General features: G+C 57.3%; 16 protein-coding genes and 1 pseudogene. 11 read left to right on the plus strand and 6 right to left on the minus strand.

What is annotated here, in order from left to right; all coding sequences use genetic code 11:
- Positions 1-53: 53 nt before the first annotated feature.
- The 3 genes from VF34_RS06315 to VF34_RS06325 are packed head-to-tail and all read left to right on the plus strand — an operon-like array spanning position 54 to position 2,891.
- Positions 54-1,298: a CaiB/BaiF CoA transferase family protein gene (locus VF34_RS06315; protein WP_045841093.1), complete on the plus strand. Its 1,245-nt coding sequence runs from the start codon at positions 54-56 to the stop codon at positions 1,296-1,298.
- Positions 1,298-2,242: a beta/alpha barrel domain-containing protein gene (locus tag VF34_RS06320; protein ID WP_052718619.1), complete on the plus strand. Its 945-nt coding sequence runs from the start codon at positions 1,298-1,300 to the stop codon at positions 2,240-2,242. Before VF34_RS06315 ends, VF34_RS06320 begins: the two co-directional genes overlap by 1 nt.
- A 28-nt stretch (positions 2,243-2,270) precedes the next feature.
- Complete coding sequence (locus tag VF34_RS06325) at positions 2,271-2,891, plus strand: GntR family transcriptional regulator (protein ID WP_032389827.1); 621 nt, start codon at positions 2,271-2,273, stop codon at positions 2,889-2,891.
- A gap of 235 nt (positions 2,892-3,126) precedes the next feature.
- Here VF34_RS06325 and VF34_RS25505 read toward each other — a convergent pair whose 3' ends face one another.
- Complete coding sequence (locus tag VF34_RS25505) at positions 3,127-3,906, minus strand: DUF8017 domain-containing protein (RefSeq protein WP_231578198.1); 780 nt, start codon at positions 3,904-3,906, stop codon at positions 3,127-3,129.
- 347 nt (positions 3,907-4,253) lie between these two features.
- Here VF34_RS25505 and VF34_RS06340 point away from each other — a divergent pair, with 347 nt between their 5' ends.
- The 8 genes from VF34_RS06340 (at position 4,254) to VF34_RS24595 (ending at position 14,419) form a co-directional block, all read left to right on the plus strand.
- The gene (locus tag VF34_RS06340; RefSeq protein ID WP_231578199.1) at positions 4,254-5,720 is read left to right on the plus strand and encodes a sugar transferase; all 1,467 of its coding nucleotides are present in this window, start codon (positions 4,254-4,256) and stop codon (positions 5,718-5,720) included.
- Positions 5,721-5,919: 199 nt separating this feature from the next.
- Positions 5,920-7,239, plus strand: coding sequence for a UDP-glucose dehydrogenase family protein (locus VF34_RS06345; RefSeq protein WP_045841096.1), 1,320 nt, complete (start codon positions 5,920-5,922; stop codon positions 7,237-7,239).
- A 492-nt stretch (positions 7,240-7,731) separates the two neighbouring features.
- A complete protein-coding gene (locus VF34_RS06350; RefSeq protein ID WP_045841097.1) occupies positions 7,732-9,240 on the plus strand; it encodes a sugar transferase in 1,509 nt (502 codons plus the stop codon).
- A gap of 53 nt (positions 9,241-9,293) precedes the next feature.
- Positions 9,294-10,316, plus strand: coding sequence for a GDP-mannose 4,6-dehydratase (gene gmd / locus VF34_RS06355; protein ID WP_032392192.1), 1,023 nt, complete (start codon positions 9,294-9,296; stop codon positions 10,314-10,316).
- On the plus strand, positions 10,313-11,308 hold the full coding sequence (locus tag VF34_RS06360; protein WP_045841098.1) for a GDP-L-fucose synthase family protein: 996 nt from the start codon (positions 10,313-10,315) through the stop codon (positions 11,306-11,308). The genes gmd and VF34_RS06360 overlap by 4 nt, the downstream gene beginning before the upstream one ends.
- A 141-nt stretch (positions 11,309-11,449) precedes the next feature.
- A complete protein-coding gene (locus VF34_RS24585; RefSeq protein WP_197077440.1) occupies positions 11,450-12,751 on the plus strand; it encodes a glycosyltransferase family 4 protein in 1,302 nt (433 codons plus the stop codon).
- Positions 12,752-12,770: 19 nt separating this feature from the next.
- On the plus strand, positions 12,771-13,310 hold the full coding sequence (locus VF34_RS24590) for a WcaF family extracellular polysaccharide biosynthesis acetyltransferase (protein WP_082079160.1): 540 nt from the start codon (positions 12,771-12,773) through the stop codon (positions 13,308-13,310).
- Positions 13,307-14,419 (plus strand): glycosyltransferase, encoded by a 1,113-nt coding sequence (locus tag VF34_RS24595; protein ID WP_045841099.1) that lies wholly within the window; start codon positions 13,307-13,309, stop codon positions 14,417-14,419. Before VF34_RS24590 ends, VF34_RS24595 begins: the two co-directional genes overlap by 4 nt.
- Positions 14,420-14,433: 14 nt before the next feature.
- Here the strand turns inward: VF34_RS24595 and VF34_RS24600 are convergent, their stop codons facing one another.
- The 5 genes and pseudogenes from VF34_RS24600 to VF34_RS25850 form a co-directional block, all read right to left on the minus strand.
- The gene (locus tag VF34_RS24600) at positions 14,434-15,690 is read right to left on the minus strand and encodes a lipopolysaccharide biosynthesis protein (RefSeq protein ID WP_197077441.1); all 1,257 of its coding nucleotides are present in this window, start codon (positions 15,688-15,690) and stop codon (positions 14,434-14,436) included.
- Between the two features lie 85 nt (positions 15,691-15,775).
- Positions 15,776-16,639, minus strand: coding sequence for a glycosyltransferase family 2 protein (locus VF34_RS25840; RefSeq protein WP_082079163.1), 864 nt, complete (start codon positions 16,637-16,639; stop codon positions 15,776-15,778).
- Positions 16,639-17,196: pseudogene (locus VF34_RS25740) on the minus strand (DapH/DapD/GlmU-related protein); the annotation flags it as partial. The pseudogene VF34_RS25740 and the gene VF34_RS25840, both read right to left, overlap by 1 nt.
- Before the next feature lie 40 nt (positions 17,197-17,236).
- Positions 17,237-18,124: a glycosyltransferase family 2 protein gene (locus tag VF34_RS25845; RefSeq protein WP_197077444.1), complete on the minus strand. Its 888-nt coding sequence runs from the start codon at positions 18,122-18,124 to the stop codon at positions 17,237-17,239.
- Between the two features lie 33 nt (positions 18,125-18,157).
- Complete coding sequence (locus VF34_RS25850) at positions 18,158-19,498, minus strand: O-antigen ligase family protein (protein WP_442970622.1); 1,341 nt, start codon at positions 19,496-19,498, stop codon at positions 18,158-18,160.
- Between the last annotated feature and the right edge of the window lie 815 nt (positions 19,499-20,313).

Genomic DNA, 20,313 nt, shown 5'->3' on the forward strand with positions numbered 1-20,313 from the left:
CTGGGTAATAACCGCATCAGGACAGCCCAATTGCATGCAATAGAGGAGAATTTGTGACCGTCGACGACCGAGCTACGGCCGACCCGAGTACGCCTCGTCCGGCGTCCGCTGGCCCCCTCCAGGGCCTGCGCGTGATCGAGATGGGTCAATTGATCGCCGGGCCGTTCTGCGGGCAGATCCTTGGAGATCTCGGTGCCGAGGTGATCAAACTCGAGCAGCCCGGAATCGGGGACCCACTGCGTGAATGGGGCCGGACGCGTCCACAGGGCGAATCGCTGTGGTGGTCGGTTGTCGGTCGAAACAAGAAGTCGGTGACGGTGAACTTGCGTACCCCCGAGGGGCAGGGCATCGCCCGGACTCTGATCTCCCGGTCCGACATCGTCGTCGAGAACTTTCGCCCAGGAACGCTGGAGCGTTGGGGGTTGGGATACGAGCAGCTCTCCGCCGAGAACCCGGGTCTGATTCTTGCCCGAGTATCGGGATTCGGCCAGACCGGGCCGTATTCCTCGCGTGCCGGTTACGGCTCCATCGGTGAGGCGATGGGCGGACTGCGCTACGTCGTCGGCGACCCCTCGACGCCGCCCTCGCGCGTCGGGATCTCGATCGGTGACACCCTGGCCGCAGTGTTCGCTGCCATCGGAACCCTGGGCGCGGTGTACGAGCGAACCCGCAGTGGCCGTGGACAAGTGGTGGACTCGGCGATCTACGAGGCGGTTCTCGGGATCATGGAATCGATCGTGCCGGAGTGGGTCATCTCGGGCTATCAGCGTGAACGCAGCGGTGCGATTCTGCCGAATGTCGCGCCCAGTAACGTGTATCTGACCGCGGACGGCGGCTGGGTGTTGATCGCAGCCAATCAGAACACGGTGTTCGCGCGTCTCGCCGAGGCTATGGGTATGTCCGAGTTGGCCACCGACCCGCGGTACAGCACGCACGGTGCACGCGGGGAACGTCAGGAAGAGCTCGACGCCATGGTCGGAAAGTTCACCCTTCAGCACGATGCGCGCGCACTCGAAGAATTGTTGCTCGCGCATTCGGTTCCGGTCGGCAAGATTTACCGACCCGAGGACATGCTGGGCGACGAGCACTTCATCGCCCGCAAGTCCATCATCACCACTCCGCATCCCACGTTGGGCGAGGTACCGATGCAGAACACCTTCCCCCGCCTCAGTCGTACCGACGGATCGGTGCGCTGGCCCGGCCCGAAGCTCAGCGAACATACCGACGAAATACTCACCACCGTCGGCGAATTCACGCACGACGCCATCGCCGCCTTCCGCGCCGACGGGACCATCTGATGGTGTTCGACAGATTGCCGACGAGCGCGAAGTTGGTCGAGGTTGGCCTGCGAGACGGTCTGCAGGCGGTATCGCAGTTCGTCAGCACCGACCACAAACTCGAACTGCTGCACGGCATTCTCGATTCTGGAGTGACCACCGTCGAGATCACGTCCTTCGCGCATCCGAAGGTGTTGCCGCAGTTCAGCGATGCCGAACGCATCATCGCCGAAGCGCCGCGCAGAGACGGCGTCCACTACAAGGCCCTGGTGCCCAATGTTCGCGGCGCACAACGGGCCTGTGAGACGCAGATCGAGGAGATCGTCGCAATCATCCCGATCGACCGGGACATGGCGGCGAAGAACCAGAATTCGACGCCCGAGCAGTTGCTCCACGACTTCGCAGCTATCGTCGACCAGGGGCACGTGTCCGGGAAGAAGGTCAGCGCCGCAGTTGCCACCGCGTTCTTCGCTCCGTGCCACGGTGCGATCGACTCAGCCCAACTCGACGCGGTGGTCGATCGAGTGGTCGACGCCGGAGCCGACTCGTTGTATCTGGCGGGAACCAGCGGCGTCGAAACACCGAACGAATTCTACGACGGCGTTCGACGAGTCAAGAGCCGTTACCCAGCCGTTCCGGTGGGGGTGCATCTGCACAACCGCAACGGGTTCGGCACCGTCAACGCGGTGGCGAGCCTGATTGCGGGGGCGGATTGGATCGAGGCATCCTTCGGCGGCCTCGGCGGAGACATGTGGTTCCCCGGCGACCCGTCCGTTCTCGGTAACGCCCCGATGGAGGACGTGGTGGCCTTGTTGGATTCGCTGGGAATCGAGACGGGGGTCGATCTCGAGTCCTACCTGGCGATGGTGAGGACCAGTGAGGGTTACACCGGGACGCCGTCGTACTCGTTCGTGTCCCGAGGTGGCACCCGGCAGCAGCTCGCTGATGCACAATGGCCCGTGTGAGAACACCTCCGACAGCCAGGCACATGCAGTGTCCGAGCTGAGCGACAAGATTCTGGACCTGCTCATTTCCGGTCTCTACAGCCCAGGCGAGAAGCTGAACGAGGCGGAGCTCGCCCGACGGTTGGGTGTCAGCCGCACTCCGGTGCGCGAAGCACTAGTCACTCTTTCCACCACGGGCGTGGTCACGGTGGAGAAGAACAAGGGTGCCAGGGTTACCGAGTTCACCCGTGAAACCATCGAAGCGATCTACTCATCCCGTTCGCTGCTGGAACCGCATGCGGCCAAACTTGCGACAGGGTGCTTCTCGGTCGAGGAACTCGCGGCACTGCGTCGCACGGCGCAGCGGATGCAGGACATCGTGGTCGAGGGCACTGACCTTTCGGAGGTTGCCAGTCTGAACAACACCTTCCACACGGCAATCCTGCTGAAGTGTCCGAATGCTCGAATGTCCGAGATGGCCATTGCACTGCTCAAGCCGCTAGTCGCAGCACGAACTTTTCGTAAGTACTCGGCGACCGAGATCTCGCGAAGCGCCGCGCATCACCTCGAGATCGTCGACGCGTTGCAGTACGAAGACGAGGAGTGGGTCGAAGCCATCATGCGGGCGCACATTCGCGCCGGTTGCCATAGCGCGGTTGCGGAGGACTGATCTCGAGGCTACGACCCCGCACCACGTCGAATGCCGGCTTGTGGGTGAAGTCCGCCCGCAGCAGTCCAAAGTTCTGCTCGGCATCGGCGGGGTCGGTTCCAGAGTCACGTAACGAATGCACGAAGACCGGCCCGATGTAGGGCAGGGTCGACGCCTCGTTCAGGCTCCCCATGAATCCGGCTGCCCCGGCGGCGTACATCTGCCGCAGGAACATCACCGGCGTCCATGCGAATCCTCAATCCCCTGGCGTTCGACTAAGGCTGGCAATGATGTCGTCGATCGTGTCGCGCGAGATCGACCGGTCTGTCTGTTGTTCGGCCAAGACCATGAACACGGCGATGGTCGCATTCGAAAAGCCTTGCATTGCAACAATGTCGATGGATGCCGCTGGTGGATCGCAGTCGTACTCTTGCAGGAGGTTCGATGCAGTGACGGTGTACCGAACCGCCGGTGCGTCATTGATCTGCAGGTTGATGGGCTCCGAGTACTGAATAACGGCGTCGTCGTCGGGGGCCCGCCGAAAAATGATGTCAGTTCGACGACTCACTTCCAACGCCGCAGTCTGCACGTCCACTCCGCTACGGCCGGTGATTCCGGTGCTTGCCTTCGAGACTCCGTCCCGAAACTCGGGGCAGTAGTCGTACTCGAACTCCGCGAAATCGCCGAAGCGCAGTGACTCCTCGTCGTTCTCCCACCCCATAACCCCACCCCGCTGAAATTGCCAGTCTCCCGGCACTGTGTAGCGGATGCCGTATTTGGTGTCGATGGGGATCGGGTCGCCGTCGGGAACGTCGTTCTCCGGGGGAGCAAGTTCCATGGACGGAAATCCTGGCGGAGACTTCGAGGCAGTCGTGGTTCCCGTCGGCGGCAGCGTTGTGGCTGCCGCCGACGTCGACGTTGTGACGCCCTGGTACGAGTTCGGTGCTTGTGGGCCGAGCTTGGGCAGCAGGTAGCCGACCGCCAAGAACAGTCCCAGTAACGCCGCGATGCGCAGTAGACGCATTTTCAGGCTCACAACGCTCCCCCCGAAGTCGCCACACGCTAGCACCTCGGTATCGGTCCGACGTTCGACCGACAACCCTTGACTTCGATCTGACGATTCGGAGCTAATGAATGGGCGGGAACCTCCCGAGTGGGAGTTCTGAGAGCCGTGTGCAACGTAGCGGACACGTCGAGGAAATCCCGCAAAAACATGTAACGACCTGCGTCTACCTGCCGATCTTCATCAGGACAAAGCAAGTAGGACCAGCTAGTCTGCTCCGTGGGGTGACACGCAATCGTGTCGATCGCGCAGGGCGCGATACAGCGGATGCATAGGGGAATCAGTTGGCGATCAGCGGCTCGGGCGCGCTGGGATCGGTCGTGTCTCGACGCGACGCTCGGCGGTTGCGCAAGGTGACCTCGCGTCGTGAGTGGGAGTCGCACTACATCGATGGACTGCGCATCACCGACACGCTGGTGGTCCTCCTCGCCGTGACGGTTGCGCAGATCATCCGTTTCGGTGAGATCGACTTTCGCAATCCATGGTCGATTGCCGGCTACATCGGCGTATCGGGTGCCCTCGCTTTAGTGTGGCCGACGTTCCTCGCCATCTTCCGCACTCGTTCCCCTCGGGTCATCGGCAATGGCTCAGAAGAGTATCGACGCATCATTTCGGCCACGTTCCGGCTTTTCGGCACGGTGGCAATTCTGTCTCTGCTGTTTCGCTTCGACATCGCGCGTCTGTATCTCGCCATCGCATTTCCCGTAGGCCTGATCGGGTTGCTGCTGAGTCGATGGGGATGGCGCAAGGTGGTCGCGCGCAAGCGCGCGCGTGGTGAGTATCAGACGGCGGTGCTCATCGTCGGAAGTAAGAGTTCGGCGTTGTCGATGGCGCGGTCGTTCGAGCGTTCGCCCGGAGCGGGTTACAGCGTGGTCGGCATCTGCTTGCCCAACTACGAGCCCAGCAGCGCCGCGTCCTTCACGATCGACGGCATCGACATTCCGGTGCTGGGGGACGAGCACAGCGTCGTCGAGGCCATCGAGGTCTCCGGCGCAGACACCGTCGCGGTGACGGCAACCGAGCACATCGGCCATCACGGCCTGCGAAAGATGGTGTGGGACCTCGAGAAGAAGAAAGTCGATCTTGTCGTCTCTCCCGGCGTCATGGACGTCGCCGGCCCGCGACTGGTGATGCGGCCGGTCTCGGACTTCCCGCTCATCCACGTTGAGAAGCCGCAGTACAACGGGGCAAAGAAATTCGGGAAGACGGCCTTCGACCTCGTCTTCGCCGCGTCGGTGTTGCTGGTGATCTCGCCGATTCTGCTCACCCTTGCCGTGATCATCAAGCTCACCAGCAAGGGCTCGATCTTCTACAAGTCCGAGCGAATGGGTATGGACGGCAAGCCGTTCCAGATGATCAAGTTCCGCAGCATGGTGCAGGATGCAGACAAGCGGGTGCAGGATCTCGCTGCCCTCAACGAGGGTGCGGGCGTGCTGTTCAAGATGCGCGACGACCCCCGCGTCACATCCGTCGGCAAGGTGATGCGCAAATACAGCCTCGACGAGCTTCCGCAGTTCGTCAACGTCCTCACCCGCGAGATGAGTGTGGTGGGTCCGCGCCCGCCACTGCGCAGTGAAGTCGAAACCTACGACGGCGAAGTGCGACGACGATTGCTCGTCAAGCCGGGCATCACCGGACTGTGGCAGGTGAGTGGTCGATCTGATCTGTCGTGGGAAGAAAGCGTGCGTCTGGATCTCTCGTACGTCGAGAACTGGTCCATGACAGGCGATTTGCTCATCATCGCGAAGACCGCTGTTGCGGTCGCCAAGAGTGAAGGCGCGTACTGAAGCCCGTTCGACGCCGATCCGCCGTTGTTGTTCTCCTATGCATAACCGCCCGTTCAGAGCGGGCGCTCGAGTATCTATGCGACACGAGGTGTGTTTACTATTCGCAGGTGCGGGTGTGACCTGATCGGCGGCCCCACATCTTCGAGACTGAATCTCGACCGAATGCAACGCTCAGCACAATCGATGGGGAACGAGCAGAATGCGAATCACAGTCTTCGGTACCGGCTACCTCGGTGCCACGCACGCCGCCTGCATGGCCGAACTCGGTCACGAGGTTCTGGGCGTCGATGTGGACCCGGCCAAGCTCGCGAAGCTCGAGGCCGGCCAGGTTCCGTTCTGGGAGCCGGGTCTCGAAGAGGTGCTGCAACGCAACATCGCGGCCGGTCGCTTGCGCTTCACCGCGTCGTACCAGGAAGCCGCGGACTTCGCGGAGGTTCACTTTCTCGGTGTCGGTACTCCCCAGAAAAAGGGTGAGTTCGCAGCCGACATGAAGTATGTCGACTCGGTCATCGAGACGCTCGCGCCGTTGCTCACCAAGCCTGCCGTGATCTTCGGTAAGTCGACCGTCCCCGTCGGCACCGCCGAGCGGCTCGGCCGCATGGCCCGCGAACTTGCCCCGGCCGGTGACGGCGTGGAGGTGGCGTGGAACCCCGAGTTCCTGCGCGAGGGCTATGCCGTCAAAGACACTCTGCACCCGGATCGCCTGGTACTGGGTGTCGATCGCCAGCGGCCGGGTCGCGCGGAGGCGTTGGCCCGCAAGGTCTACGCCCAGCTGCTCGACGAGCAGATCCCGTTCCTGGTAACCGACTTGGCCACGGCCGAGCTGGTCAAAGCCTCGGCCAATGCGTTCCTGGCCACCAAGATTTCGTTCATCAATGCCATCTCTGAAGTCTGCGAGGCGGCCGGGGCCGACGTGACCGTCCTCGCCGACGCCATCGGGCACGACGAGCGCATCGGCCGTAAGTTCCTCAACGCCGGCATCGGCTTCGGTGGTGGCTGTCTGCCCAAGGACATCCGGGCGTTCATGGCCCGAGCCGGTGAGCTCGGTGCCGATCAGGCGCTGACGTTCCTCCGCGAGGTCGACAACATCAACATGCGACGCCGCACCCGCATGGTCGAGTTGGCGCGGGAGGCGTGCGGCTCGCTGCTCGGTGCGCGGGTGGCTGTGCTGGGCGCGGCATTCAAGCCCGACTCCGACGACGTCCGTGATTCACCGGCTCTGAACGTGGCCGGTCAGATCCAGTTACAGGGTGCCACGGTCAACGTGTACGACCCCAAGGCCATGGAGAACTCCCGGGCGCTGTTCCCCACGCTGACCTACAACGACACCGCTCTGCAAGCCTGCGAGGGTGCTGACGTGGTGCTGGTGCTGACGGAGTGGAAAGAGTTCAAGGCTCTCGTTCCCAGCGACCTGGACGGCGTGGTGCGCAGCAAGAAGCTGATCGATGGCCGTAACTGCTTGGACCCGGAGCAGTGGCGGGCGGCTGGGTGGAACTACCGAGGCCTGGGTCGTCCCTGAGCTCGGCCCGACACATCGACCGCACAGATTCATTCGATGGAATGAATTATCGGCCCGTTGTGGATGCAGGTATCTGTAATTCGCATTCACGCACATTGTTTTAAAAGGCAAACGTCTTGCTTTGCACTCGACGACAAGTGCTGATGTTTGTTAAAAGCGGTCGACACCGCGGTTGACGGGTAAATCACCCGATAAACAGCGCTGAACACTGTGAGTGGTCACCAAAGTGCGTCGATCGTGCTCGTGTGTAACGTTTTTGGACCTCGCGGCGGTTACACCTTGGAAGTCCCAGTTACCCGTTTCGCCTAGTCAGCGTATGTGTGGTAAACCGAACGGACGCTGTTATTCATCTGTGATCTGCGCCGCTCGCGTGGTGCTTTGCATAGCAGCGTGGGACTATTCCAATTCGATACCAGTCGCATTCCGGATTGGTTCGGAGTCAGACCAGCGGCCACCGGAGGTGGTCGCAGAAGCGCAGAAGGAGGGGAGCAGGTGGCATCTGTCGGGGCGGCACCACGCTCACTCTGGGGATCTTCGCGGTCCGGGGAGTTGAAGACTCGCAAGCTCACGTCGCGGCACGTGTGGGAACGTCAGTACATCGCCCGTCTTCGGGTGACCGACGTACTGGCTGTGGTCCTCTCCGTCGCTCTGGCCCAGATCGTTCGGTTCGGGGGAATCGAGACCACAGGACTGACCAACTCGGTGATCTATACCGGTGTCTCCGTCTCAGTGGCGAGCGTCTGGATCGCGTTTCTCGCGATCTTCAGAACCCGGTCGACGCGGGTGATCGGCAACGGTGCCGAGGAGTACCGCCGCATCGTCTCAGCCACCTTCCGGCTCTTCGGTGTTATCGCGATCATCTCTTTGCTGTTCCGTATCGACTTTGCACGCCTCTACCTCGCCATCGCCCTGCCAGTTGGGTTGGTGGCGTTACTTGTCAGCCGCTGGCTGTGGCGAAAAGTGGTCACTCGACTCCGCAGCGAGGACAAGTACAAGACATCGGTGCTGATCGTTGGAAGCCGCTCGGCCGCAGTCTCGATGGCAGAGTCGTTCGAGCGTTCGCCGTCCTCGGGCTACGCGGTGGTGGGAATGTGCATGCCCGGTTACGAGGTGCCGAGTGACGGAATCGTTCACGTCGAAGGTGCCGACATACCGGTACTCGGTAGTGAGCGAGACGTCCTCGCTGCAATCGACGAATGTGGTGCCGACACCGTCGCAGTGACGGCCACCGAACACCTAGGCCACAAGGGCATTCGCAAGATGATCTGGGATCTGGAGAAGAAGGATGTCGACCTCGTGGTCGCGCCCGGCGTCGTCGATGTTGCCGGCCCTCGCTTGGTGATGCGGCCCGTTGCAGGGTTCCCTCTGATTCACGTCGAGAAGCCCCAGTACAACGGCGCGACCCGATTCAGTAAAACCGCGTTCGATCTGACATTCGCGGCGCTCGTTCTCTTGATGATTTCGCCGGTACTGCTGGCAGTTGCTGTCGCTGTGAAGATGACGAGTCGCGGACCGGTGTTCTACAAGTCGGAGCGGATGGGTATCGACGGCAAGCCGTTCTCGATGATCAAGTTCCGCAGCATGACCGTGGATGCGGACCAGCAGGTTGCGCATCTTCTCGACCGGAACGAAGGTGCCGGCGGGGTGTTGTTCAAGATGCGTGACGATCCGCGGGTTACACCTGTCGGCAAAATTTTGCGTCGCTTCAGTCTCGACGAGCTCCCGCAGTTCATCAACGTTCTCAAGCGTGAGATGAGTGTCGTAGGCCCCAGGCCTCCGCTGCGGCGTGAGGTAGAGACCTACAACGGCGAGGTTCGTAGGCGGCTGCTGGTCAAGCCGGGTGTCACCGGGCTGTGGCAGGTCAGCGGAAGATCAGACTTGTCATGGGAAGAGACTGTTCGGCTTGATCTTTCGTATGTCGAGAACTGGTCGATGGTGGGGGATCTACTAATTATCGCGAAAACTATGAAAGCTGTGGCTGGTAGCGATGGGGCTTACTAGAGCTATGGCGCAATGCAACTGGACCGAATGCTGGGCTCGAGGGGAATGAATATATGAAGCGCGCGCTAATTACGGGTATTACTGGCCAGGATGGGTCGTACCTGGCGGAACTGTTGCTGAGCAAAGGGTACGAGGTGCATGGCCTCATTCGACGGTCGTCCACCTTCAACACCTCACGCATCGATCACCTGTACCAGGATCCCCATGACAAGGACGCCAAGCTGTTCTTGCACTATGGCGACCTCAGTGATGGTGCCCGCCTGGTCACCTTGCTCACCGAAATCCAACCGGACGAGGTCTACAACCTCGGTGCGCAATCACACGTCCGCGTGAGCTTCGACGAGCCCGAGCACACCGGCAACACGACCGGTGTTGGTTCGATCCGGTTGCTCGAGGCCGTTCGTCTAGCTGGCTTGCAGTGTCGCTTCTATCAGGCGTCGAGCTCCGAAATGTTCGGTGCGACCCCGCCTCCGCAGAACGAGGAAACCCCGTTTTACCCCCGCTCGCCGTACGGCGCAGCCAAGGTCTACGCCTACTGGGTTACCAAGAACTACCGCGAGGCGTACGGGATCTTCGCAGTGAACGGTATTCTCTTCAACCATGAATCTCCCCGTCGTGGCGAAACATTCGTAACCCGCAAGATCACCCGGGCAGTTGCCCGCATCAAGGCCGGCATCGAAGAGAACGTGTACATGGGCAACCTCGACGCCATTCGCGACTGGGGTTATGCGCCCGAGTATGTGGAAGGTATGTGGCGGATGCTGCAGGTCGATGAGCCGGACGACTTTGTGCTGGCTACCGGCGGCAACTTCTCGGTGAAAGACTTCCTCGTCGTAGCCTTCGAGCGAGCAGGCTTGGACTGGGAGAAGCACGTCAAATTCGACGAGCGTTATTTGCGTCCCACCGAGGTGGACGCTCTCATCGGAGACGCCAGCAAGGCCGAAGCAAAGCTCGGTTGGAAGGCGACTGTCCACACGCCAGAGCTCGCAAAAATCATGGTCGACGCGGATATCGCGGCGCTAGAGCACGAGGGTCGCCCGTGGATCGACCGCCCTGCATTGCCGGACTGGGCATGAGCGCCGCCGAGACGGATGTGTCGAGGGCATCCGACTACACGCCCGGTCCGCTCGACCGGGATGCGTCGTTCTACGTTGCCGGACACCGGGGGCTCGTTGGCTCGGCGATCTGGCGTCAGCTCGAGGGCCGCGGATTCACGAATCTGATCGGACGCTCATCGACGGAGCTCGATCTAAAGGATCGCGACGCGGTCTTCGGGTTCTTCGAGCAGACGAAGCCGAAGACAGTTGTGTTGGCGGCCGCCAAGGTAGGCGGAATTCTGGCCAACAGCACGTACCCGGTCGATTTCCTTTCGGACAATCTCCGAATACAGGTAAACGTGCTCGATGCAGCATTGGCGCAGAACGTGCAGCGTGTGTTGTTCCTCGGATCCTCTTGTATCTACCCAAAGCTGGCTCCGCAGCCGATCAAGGAGGAGTACCTCCTCACCGGTCATCTCGAGCCGACCAACGATGCTTATGCCATCGCGAAGATCGCCGGCATCCTGCAGATCCAATCGGTACGTAAGCAGTACGGCTTGCCGTGGATCTCGGCGATGCCGACCAATCTGTACGGCCCGGGCGACAACTTCTCTCCTAAGGGCTCGCACGTCTTGCCCGCGCTCATTCGTCGTTACGACGAGGCCCGCCGAGATGGTGTCGACACAGTGACCAACTGGGGTAGTGGCTCTCCTCGTCGCGAGTTTTTGCATGTCGACGATATGGCAGCTGCGTGCCTTCACTTGCTCGAGAACTTTGACGGCCCTGAACAGGTCAACGTCGGCACTGGTGAAGATGCCACGATCAAGGAAATTGCAGGTATCGTTGCGGCCGCCGTCGACTTCAAAGGTGAGACCGAGTGGGACACCTCAAAGCCGGACGGAACACCGCAGAAACTGCTGGACGTCAATAAGCTTCGCAACGCCGGATGGAAGCCGCAGATCGACCTGGCGGCAGGGATCGAGTCGACGGTCGAGTGGTATCGAAAGCACGTCGACTCGGTAAGGACTTGACACTAGTTGCTGCTGTCGCGGTAAGAGGCTGCTTGCAACTAAGCTGAAACTTAGAAGAGTTTGGCAGGTGGCGCAGGCGTAGACGAAGTTGTGATGTTGTCAGGGTCTTTCGGTCGGAAGGCTAGCTGCGGTAGCTACTACATGAAGAAGAATGAAATGAACGTGCCTCGCCGAATCACACTGCTCGCAATAAACTACTTCCCAGAAAAGACAGGCATAGCGCCATACGTTACAAATCTGGCGGAGGAGCTCTCGGCCCGCGGACACAAAGTTAGGGTAGTGACGGCAATGCCGCACTACCCTGAGTGGAAAATAGCGTCTGAGTACAGGAGTAAGTGCTTCTCAAGAGAGGTGCTAAATGGCGTCAAAATTACGCGGGTTCGGCCAATCTTAATTGGAAATAACGGTGCCAAATCGCGATTGATTCTTGAAATTGCTTTTGGCGCTTTCTCGTCTGCAGTCGGCTGGGGCAAGCCGGACGTGGTTCTCGCGGTGTCACCCGCTCTGGTGTCGACTGGAATGGCACTCCTCAGACCGCGACTGTTTCTCCGCAGGCCGGTCACCGCTGTTTGGGTACAGGATATCTACAGCCTTGGTGTTGAAGAAACAGGGCTCATGGGCACCAGAGCTACGAAGCTAGTCCGTAGACTTGAATCTGGAGTCCTTGCGCGCGCTGACGCAACTGCAGTGATCCACGAACGATTTAAGAGCCACCTAGTAAAAAAGCTCGATATCGCAGGCGAGGGTATCAAAGTGCTACCAAATTGGTCACATGTGATGAGGGCCAAACAGTCGGACAGGGTGACGGTTAGAGAATCGATGGGTTGGCGGCCTGATGAGACCATTGTCGTGCACGCTGGAAACATGGGTGTAAAGCAAGGTTTGGACAATGTAATCGCTGCCGCGCGCATCGCAGAACGCGATGGCCTGAAAGTACGATTTTGTCTAGTGGGCGACGGAAATCAGAAGGAACTCTTGCTGGCCGATGCCAGAGGGATCACCACGGTTCAGTTCATCCGATCCCTTCCCGGCGACCAGTTCATGGAAGTGCTCGCTGCCGCGGACATACTTCTCGTTCACGAAAAGCCGGGCATTTCGGAGATGGCAGTTCCAAGCAAATTGACGACGTACTTCGCGACTGGGAAACCGATACTCTCGGTGAGCGATCCGGACAGTGTGACGACTTCGGTCGTACGAGAAGCCCGCGCGGGTGTGACTGTTGACGCGGGCAATCCGCATGTGCTTGTCAACGCGGTAATTAACCTAACGAACGACCCGGCACTTTGCGAGACGCTTGGACAGGCGGGTCTTAGACATACCGAGGCATGCCTTGGACAGTCAACGGCAATCGATGAATTTGAGCTATGGGTCGACCAATTGGTGAGACAGGGTCCTGAAAAAAGGCGGACTTCGCGCTCCTGGTTTAAGAAGACTAAGCAGTAACTCGATGAAAGGGTGAGATATGCGCAATCTTGCGAAATTTACCGGGTCGAACTACGACAAGGGACGCGGCGTTATCTGGCAAATTACTTGGCTGTTTATATCAGGAGCCGTCTTCATGCGGTGGTGGTGTCCGAACTCGGCTCGTTCCGCAATTCTGCGTCTGTTTGGTGCACAAATCGGCGGTGGCGTCGTTATCAAGCCCCAGGTAAAGATCCACTGGCCGTGGAAGCTGGAAGTCGGTGACAACAGTTGGATTGGGGAGAAGGCGTGGATCCTAAACTTGGAATCAGTATCGATTGGGCACGATACATGCATATCGCAGGATGTACTGATATGCACCGGCAGTCACGATTATAAATCCGAAACATTCGAGTTCGACAACGCTCCGATCAAAATTGGTGACAGAACCTGGATTGCTGCTCGTTCGACTGTCTTAAGAGGTGTGACGATTGGCAACGATGCGCTTGTGGGATGCAATTCGCTGGTAACAAGGGACGTACCGAATTCTTATCGGGTCCGACCGCACCCCAGCATTCGGGAAAGTGTCATTACCGAATGAGAATTTTGCACATCGTCACGCTAATATCGCCCGGCGGTGAATACGGTGGGCCAGTGCGGGTTGCGCTCAACCAATCGGCGGAGCTAATACGACGAGGTCACACTGTCGACATTGCGGCGGGGACTCGTGGATACACAGAAACGCCCAAACATAAGGAAAATGTACCACTGAAGCTATTCCGGGTGCATTCCGTAATGCCGACCGCTGGGTTCGCAGCTTTAGCAGGTCCCGGGTTGTGGGCATGGGTCTTCTTGCACGCAAAGAACTACGATGTGATTCACGTACACCTAGCTCGCGATCTAGTAGTGCTTCCGGCCGCGGCCCTTGCGTGTTTAAGGGGCGTCCCGGTGGTGGTTCAATCTCACGGGATGGTTACAAAGTCAGATAAAAGAACTGCGAAACCGCTTGACGCGCTCCTGACACGTAAGGTCCTGAACAAAGCATCAATGACTCTTTATCTCACAGAGACAGAGAGAGCGGACATTCGGAAAGTTGCTGGCGATGACGTTAAACAAACAAAATTGACAAATGGAATCCAAATAAGGCATGGACTTGATCGTCCGGAACGTGAACCGATAGATGTGCTCTTTCTAGGAAGGCTCCATGCGAGAAAGCGGCCGACTCAATTTGTAGATATGGCAATTGCTATCCTTGCCAATCATGGCAATGTGAGATTCTCTATCGTTGGGCCCGATGAAGGAGAGCTAAGTCAGATTCATAGACGAATCGAATCGTCACAAATGGCAGCGCATATACAAATCGAGGGACCTATTGAGCCGGAAATGGTTTTACAGCGGATGTCAAAGAGCTCTATATACGTGTTGCCATCAGTCGACGAGCCGTACCCTATGTCAGTCATCGAAGCGCAATCCTTAGGAATACCGGCAGTAATTACCAAAAGTTGCGGTCTAGCTGAATTAGTGGGCAGGCATAACTCAGGAATTGTCACCGACGAGTCCGTAGAGGAGCTTATTGCTGCTGTTAAGAGATTGATAGAAGACAAGGTGCTGAGGGCATCAATGTCACGCAACGCCGTTGACATGATTTGTAAAGAGTTCGATATTGCCGCAGTGGTTAAGAGGCTAGAGTCAGTGTACAAGAATTGCTAGTATTTATGTTTGATTTAGTTCTTTTCCGAGCTGCGATTTCGGTACTGCCAGACAAACATCGGTAGCACCTGAAGTAACGATAAACATACGATGCTGCCGGCAATTGGCCCGATCGCTCCGTAGTGGATGGAAAGCAAGATCGCAAGCGGTATGTTCGCAATACAAGACAGCATGGCCGTATAGGCTTGAAATCTTATATCAGGCCCATCGTTCAATCTCATCATAGACGGTACGGCAGCTGAATTAACAAAAAGCAAAACGCCAAATGCGATCCATACAGACCACGGTACGTACTTGACGTCACCGGTTATGAACCATCCGTAAACTGGACCAAGCGTTAAGACAATAAGGGCGGCGATCAAACCCAAAGCGGCAAACTTCTTGGTGTAAGAGATTATAAGCTTTGAGTTGGATGGCTGGCGGGAAAAGACTGGCCAAAGAGGGGTTGCGGCCGTGTTTATCAGGCTTAGCAGAGGACTGAAGGCTTGAGCGCCGACAGAATATGTGGCAAGAGAAGTTGCAGGCGCAAAGATGCCGAGAACTACTCGTGCGGAGTTGTACGAAATGGGTGAGGCAACAGAGATCGCAAGCATTGACGCGGATGTAGAGAAGATTGGATCTAACTTGTCTCTGACTTTCACACGGTATATCCCCGCAAGCGTGTGGCCTATAGGCAACTTCACCACTCGAAAGCCGGCCCTGAAAACGTATGTCTGTACCAGCAATGAAGACAACGGCCACGCCGCGTATAAAACACTTCCGTCAACATGCAAATTGGTGGCGCATGTCGTCATAAGGAAGACCAGGGGCGGCCCAAATACCGAACAGAGAACTGACCGATGAGTCTTACCCGCGCCGATTAAAAGACGATTTCCAATGGAAACTGGAACATTTATAAATATTAAGAGAATCGCGAGGGCACCCATCGCAGCGGGTAGAATTTCACCATTGCTATGAAGGGCTACGCCCGTTAGACCAGACAGCGTAACGATTGCTACGCATAAAGTTCCGATTAGTACCACCGCCAGTTGTGCTTTCAGAACTCTTTGCACCAGTATTCGCAACCCGGAACGTCCGGGCTCGTCAACTAAGCGAGCGACCCTATTCATAACGACTGCACCCAGGCCCAGATCGGCGAAAGGTATCATTAGCTGCAGCGTTGCGAAGATCGATACAACGGCAAATGTGGCCGGACCATAATGCTGAAATATTAGGCGAGAAGAGATTGCGGTAAAGAACAGCGAGCTGAGCAGGACAAGCATCCTGGCCATTCCGGCACCGGCGACGCCGGTTGTCAGTTTTGCTCGTGCTTTCGACAATATCTCCCGGCTCTGTACGTCGCGTGTCGGATGACGTCTATGTCTCATTGTTTGATTTCGGTAAAAGTACTCGAACGTACGAGTAAACAAACCAGACGGGTGCCGCGTAGTTTGCACAAACTCGAGAGAAACGCCAATGGTCTCGCAGCGGAATGCCAAAAGGCGAGAGCGCAAAATTTATCCGCGCTCTAAGTGGGACGCTCCTGTTGAACATAGATCCCGTCGCTGGGTTCCGTGAGTCCTGGCCAATTGGCCGGCTTAACATTCGGACGTTGAATCCGGCTCGCCTTGCTAGTAGACCGTAGACCAGGTCTGCATATCCATGTCGGTACTTTGATGGAAACTCAATTTGTTGAAAAACAGGTCGAGGGATTGCGACAAAGTTGGCATTGAAGGTATCCACCGCGCGGCCAAGCAGGTCGGAACTTGCTAGTCTAAACGACAACGGATTCGATCGCGCCTGCAGTCGGCCACCGTAGGTGATTTCGCCTTCTGGCCCAACTACAGCCCCGACAAGAATTGTGCCAGAACCCGCGCACTCACCTATGCCTTGTACAAGTGTAGATATAGCATCTGAATTCAGCTTTACGTCGTCATTGACCCACACGATTATATCTGGGCTTTCTCGCATCGCTCGATTGTGGGCGACTCGCATGCCGCCTGCCCAGTATAGTTCTCCGTTTCCGCGGATGACAGTTGCGCCTGCTTGCCCTAAACGATGAGATGTGTCATCGGAAGAACCGTCGTCCACCGCAAATATCTTGATGCTTGTGGAATCGTCTTGTTGTTCAAGAAGCGACCGAGCTATGGCTTCAGACTGCGCGGCTCGGTTTCTGCAGGCCATTGCAATGGCGATCTTCATCACGTGGCTTCGTTTCGGACGGCACGTAACGGCACGCATGGATTGCCGGCGCAGATCGTCATTGGAGGTTGATCCTTGGTAACGACTGAGCCTGCTCCAATTATGGCACCCTTTCCGATTGTAACGCCCTTCAAAATAGTAGTGCGCGTGCCGATAAAGACGTCGTCCTCAATCAGAATAGGCCTCGAGTCCGCCGGCCTCACGGACCCGTACCGTCTCGCCGTTACCGGATCGATCTCGGTTGGGTGGTGGTCCGAGTCCGTGATCAAACAACCCGCCCCGATTAAGACGCGGTCGCCAATGGACACAGACATGCGCGCTGAGATTACGGTCGATGACACGCCTGTGTCTACTCCGATTGAAATACGTGCGTTTTTCTCCAATGTGATAAGTGTTACGGGGTTCTCGCATGAGATGTCATTGGAGTTCCACTTCGAGTTCAGGACCACCCGGTCTCCGAGTTTGATCACCGACCCCTCGGATCGGTTCACCCTGGGTAGCCCATTGAACGATACCCGTCGTCCAAGTTCGAGCCCGTGACGGTTAATGAGAGCTGATTTGAGTCGGGTCTTGGCCAAATGTATTGCAGATCTCATATTTCATTTCCTCGCTCGCAGTGTTTCGATGGATGATACGTCATTCCGACCTAAAATTACGTTTCATTCGGCGTCGAGTATTCCGTGCGTGGTGTCGTATCACTGCTGATAACGATGATGGTTCTAGTAAGAGTGTAAATGCAGCTGATCGGAGGCCTGACGCTGCTTGACAAGCTCGAAAGTGGCGCCATTTTGCTTGATCAGACACTGCCTGTGTCGACATTAGGTCAATATCAACCTTAAAAGCACGAGAGTAATAGGCACGAATCTTTTCGCTGTCTAGGACCGCAGCTTGAGAGCTGCGGGCTGACTTGCCGCCGTCCGCACGGTAGTTGCAGGTAGTGTCGGATACGGCGGCCACCTTTCCCAATGTAGAGACCCTAATAAGCAGTTCGAAGTCCTCCGCAAATTTTGTGCGGAGTCTATCCGGATCGATTCTGAGGGAGGCGCGGATCGCGTCGGTACGCCAGACGGCTGCTGCTGGAGGCCAAGGGCTGTTCGGCTCTCCGAGTATTGTCTGCGTTGTCCAGGTTGATGGAATAGGGCGGGTGACTCGCTGAGTCTTGCCCGACGGTCCCAGGATCGCGACTCGGCCTCCGACAGCAACGACGTCGGAATTCCTTCGAATAACGTCGATGGCTGCCATCATGCCGTCTGCAAGTCGGTCGTCGCTGTCCAAGAGAATGACGTATTGGGTATTCACTAAGCGAATACCGGCATATCGGGCGGCTGATGCGCCCGCGTTTGGTTGGTATTTAATTTCAGCCCCCATCTGATTTGCTACTTCAGATGTGTGATCGGTGCTGCCGTCGTCTACCACGATTATCCTACATCGTAGCCGATCGGATACGCTCCGGATTGAGTCGCTGAGAGTCTTCTCCGCATTGTAAGCCGGAATGACTACGGTTAAGTCGTCGAAGTTTCTCAAAAGTATTCCTTTGCCCCCGTTTGTTCAGCAGTCTTATGTGCGCGAGTAGTCGAATGTATGTCTTGGGCGGGCACGTGACGACAGACCCTCGGGTGTTTCTTTGCCGCCGTCGGCTGTTAATCGTGAATTTGTTTGGGGCTGGAATAGCAAGATTGCCATTGGTATAAAGAACGCGTATGACATCACGTCCAACCCGCTATAAGTGCCGGGGTTTTGAAGCCAAGAGTTGAAAATTAGGCCTGTTATGAATAGAGCCGGGACAAAATCACGAGAAGTGCTTTCAATCGATCTCTTTGCGATCAGTGTGAGCAACAGAACGACGGCTAAAGTGGTTGCGATCCCGCCAGTTGTGACTGTATGGACATAAGCGTTGTGTCCAGAAAACGCCGTTTGACCGAGTTCGTTTCGGAATCGGGCGATTAGCTGGTAAAACCGTGGACCGAGTCCGAACAGAGGGCTTTCATGAGCGCGCAGCAAACTTGCGTTCCAAATTCGACCTCTGAAGCTAAAGTCTGCGGCGTTATTAGAAAGTATCGGAGTCATGATCGTCATTGCTGTTCCGATTATGATCGGCAAGATTACCCACTTTTTCCGCCGCGTGCATGATATGAGTAACCAGATGAGCAATACTGCCCCGCCCGCGAAGATCGAGTTTCTATTACCCGACCAAACTAGCGCGACTGCTATCAGGGCCGTACCTACGACCTTCACCGGAAGTTGCTTTATGAGTGGTACGAATGGCAGCCCCAGTGATAGTGCTAATCCGAGAACATTCGGGTGCGAGTGGGGGCCCGCTAGTAAGGAGTCCCAGATGACTTTGCCGCCCTCAATTGGTGCAGGTGTGGTGCCGATTTCTTTATTTATCAGCCCGAGTGCAAGGCTGGCAATGGCCAAAAATACGGTCAGCCATCCAACCGTTGCCAGAACGGAGAGGCCGACTTGGGCTCGCCAAAGCGCGATTACAACCAGTGGGTAAACGAGCGAGTAGATACTGTACCCGCCTGCGTTTGTTATTGATGAGATAGAAAGGAGTATAAAAGGGAGTAGCAGAAGCATAATTGCGGGGTAGTGGAGGGTCGAGGGTCGACTCATCGTGTTGATTAGCAGGGCTACTGCGCACGCTGCCGTGAGTAGCAGAAACAGTTGTCCCATGACTTGGGCTGTTCCTGAAATGACCCGTACGTTTGTTGTCAGGACTTCTCCTCGACCTGATGAGACGATGTTCAGGTAATTTGGAACGACTCCGTACGCCCAAGCTGAGAATATCAGCAGTGATGCTAGCAGGTGATTCACGTGAATCGGTCGCTCCAGTAGCCGAGCCCTCCGGTCCGCGAGATAGCCCATACTCAGCAGGGCTACGAGGATGCTGATCATCACCCACAGGATTTTTTCCACGCCCCATTATGGCTGACTGGTGGTAGATGCGCAGACCATATTTCCGGTCTGGGTGTCCAATGGTGGTCTAGTTTTCGGCTGCTTGGCGGTCTTCACCTGGACCGCCACCGCAGATCTCCCGTCATGTTGAGTGTTACAGCCGCAGGGCTTGAGACGGAATGACTATCCGGCGTGAGGTCTGTTGTTCCTACGTAGTGCCGGCCGGCGGTACGTGTACTTCGCAGGCTCTGTCTAGTAGTTCTAGTCCCACCAGCCTAGGGTGACGATGGGCACTGTTCGGCCATAGAGCGGAGTGTGTTGCCCTCGGGCGATCTCGGGCTTGCAGGGTTGGTCTAGTGCGGGGTGGTGGTTTCCTCAGCCCCAGGCTTAGTCATACTCGCAGAATGCTCAGGTTGGCTTGTGGTCAATCTGGCATTCGTTCTAGGAGCGGGGTGGCTTCTCGCTGCGGTGACGTTTCTACAGATTTCGCGGCGGCGCCGAACCCTCGACCATCAGCATCTACAAGTCTTTTCTACGACGATCTCGTTGAGCGTTGCGGTTCTCCCTCTCGCCACGGACACGGGTCGACTGTTGGTGTTCGCTCTTCAGGCCGTGGTGCCGCTTTGAGCGACGGCCCTGTCGGACTCGGGCAGAGTTCGCACCGGAGTCGACGTCTAGTTCGCCATACCTACGATTGTATCGATGATCCCGTCTTGATTCACTCACCCGTTGCACCCGCAGCCGTTCGAACAGTCGGAAACTCGCTATATCGCCAACACGAAACTGGTTGCGTGACTCGCTGTTGGCTCTGGCAG

It is taken from the genome of Rhodococcus sp. PML026, assembly GCF_000963615.1.
Lineage (GTDB): Bacteria > Actinomycetota > Actinomycetes > Mycobacteriales > Mycobacteriaceae > Rhodococcoides > Rhodococcoides fascians.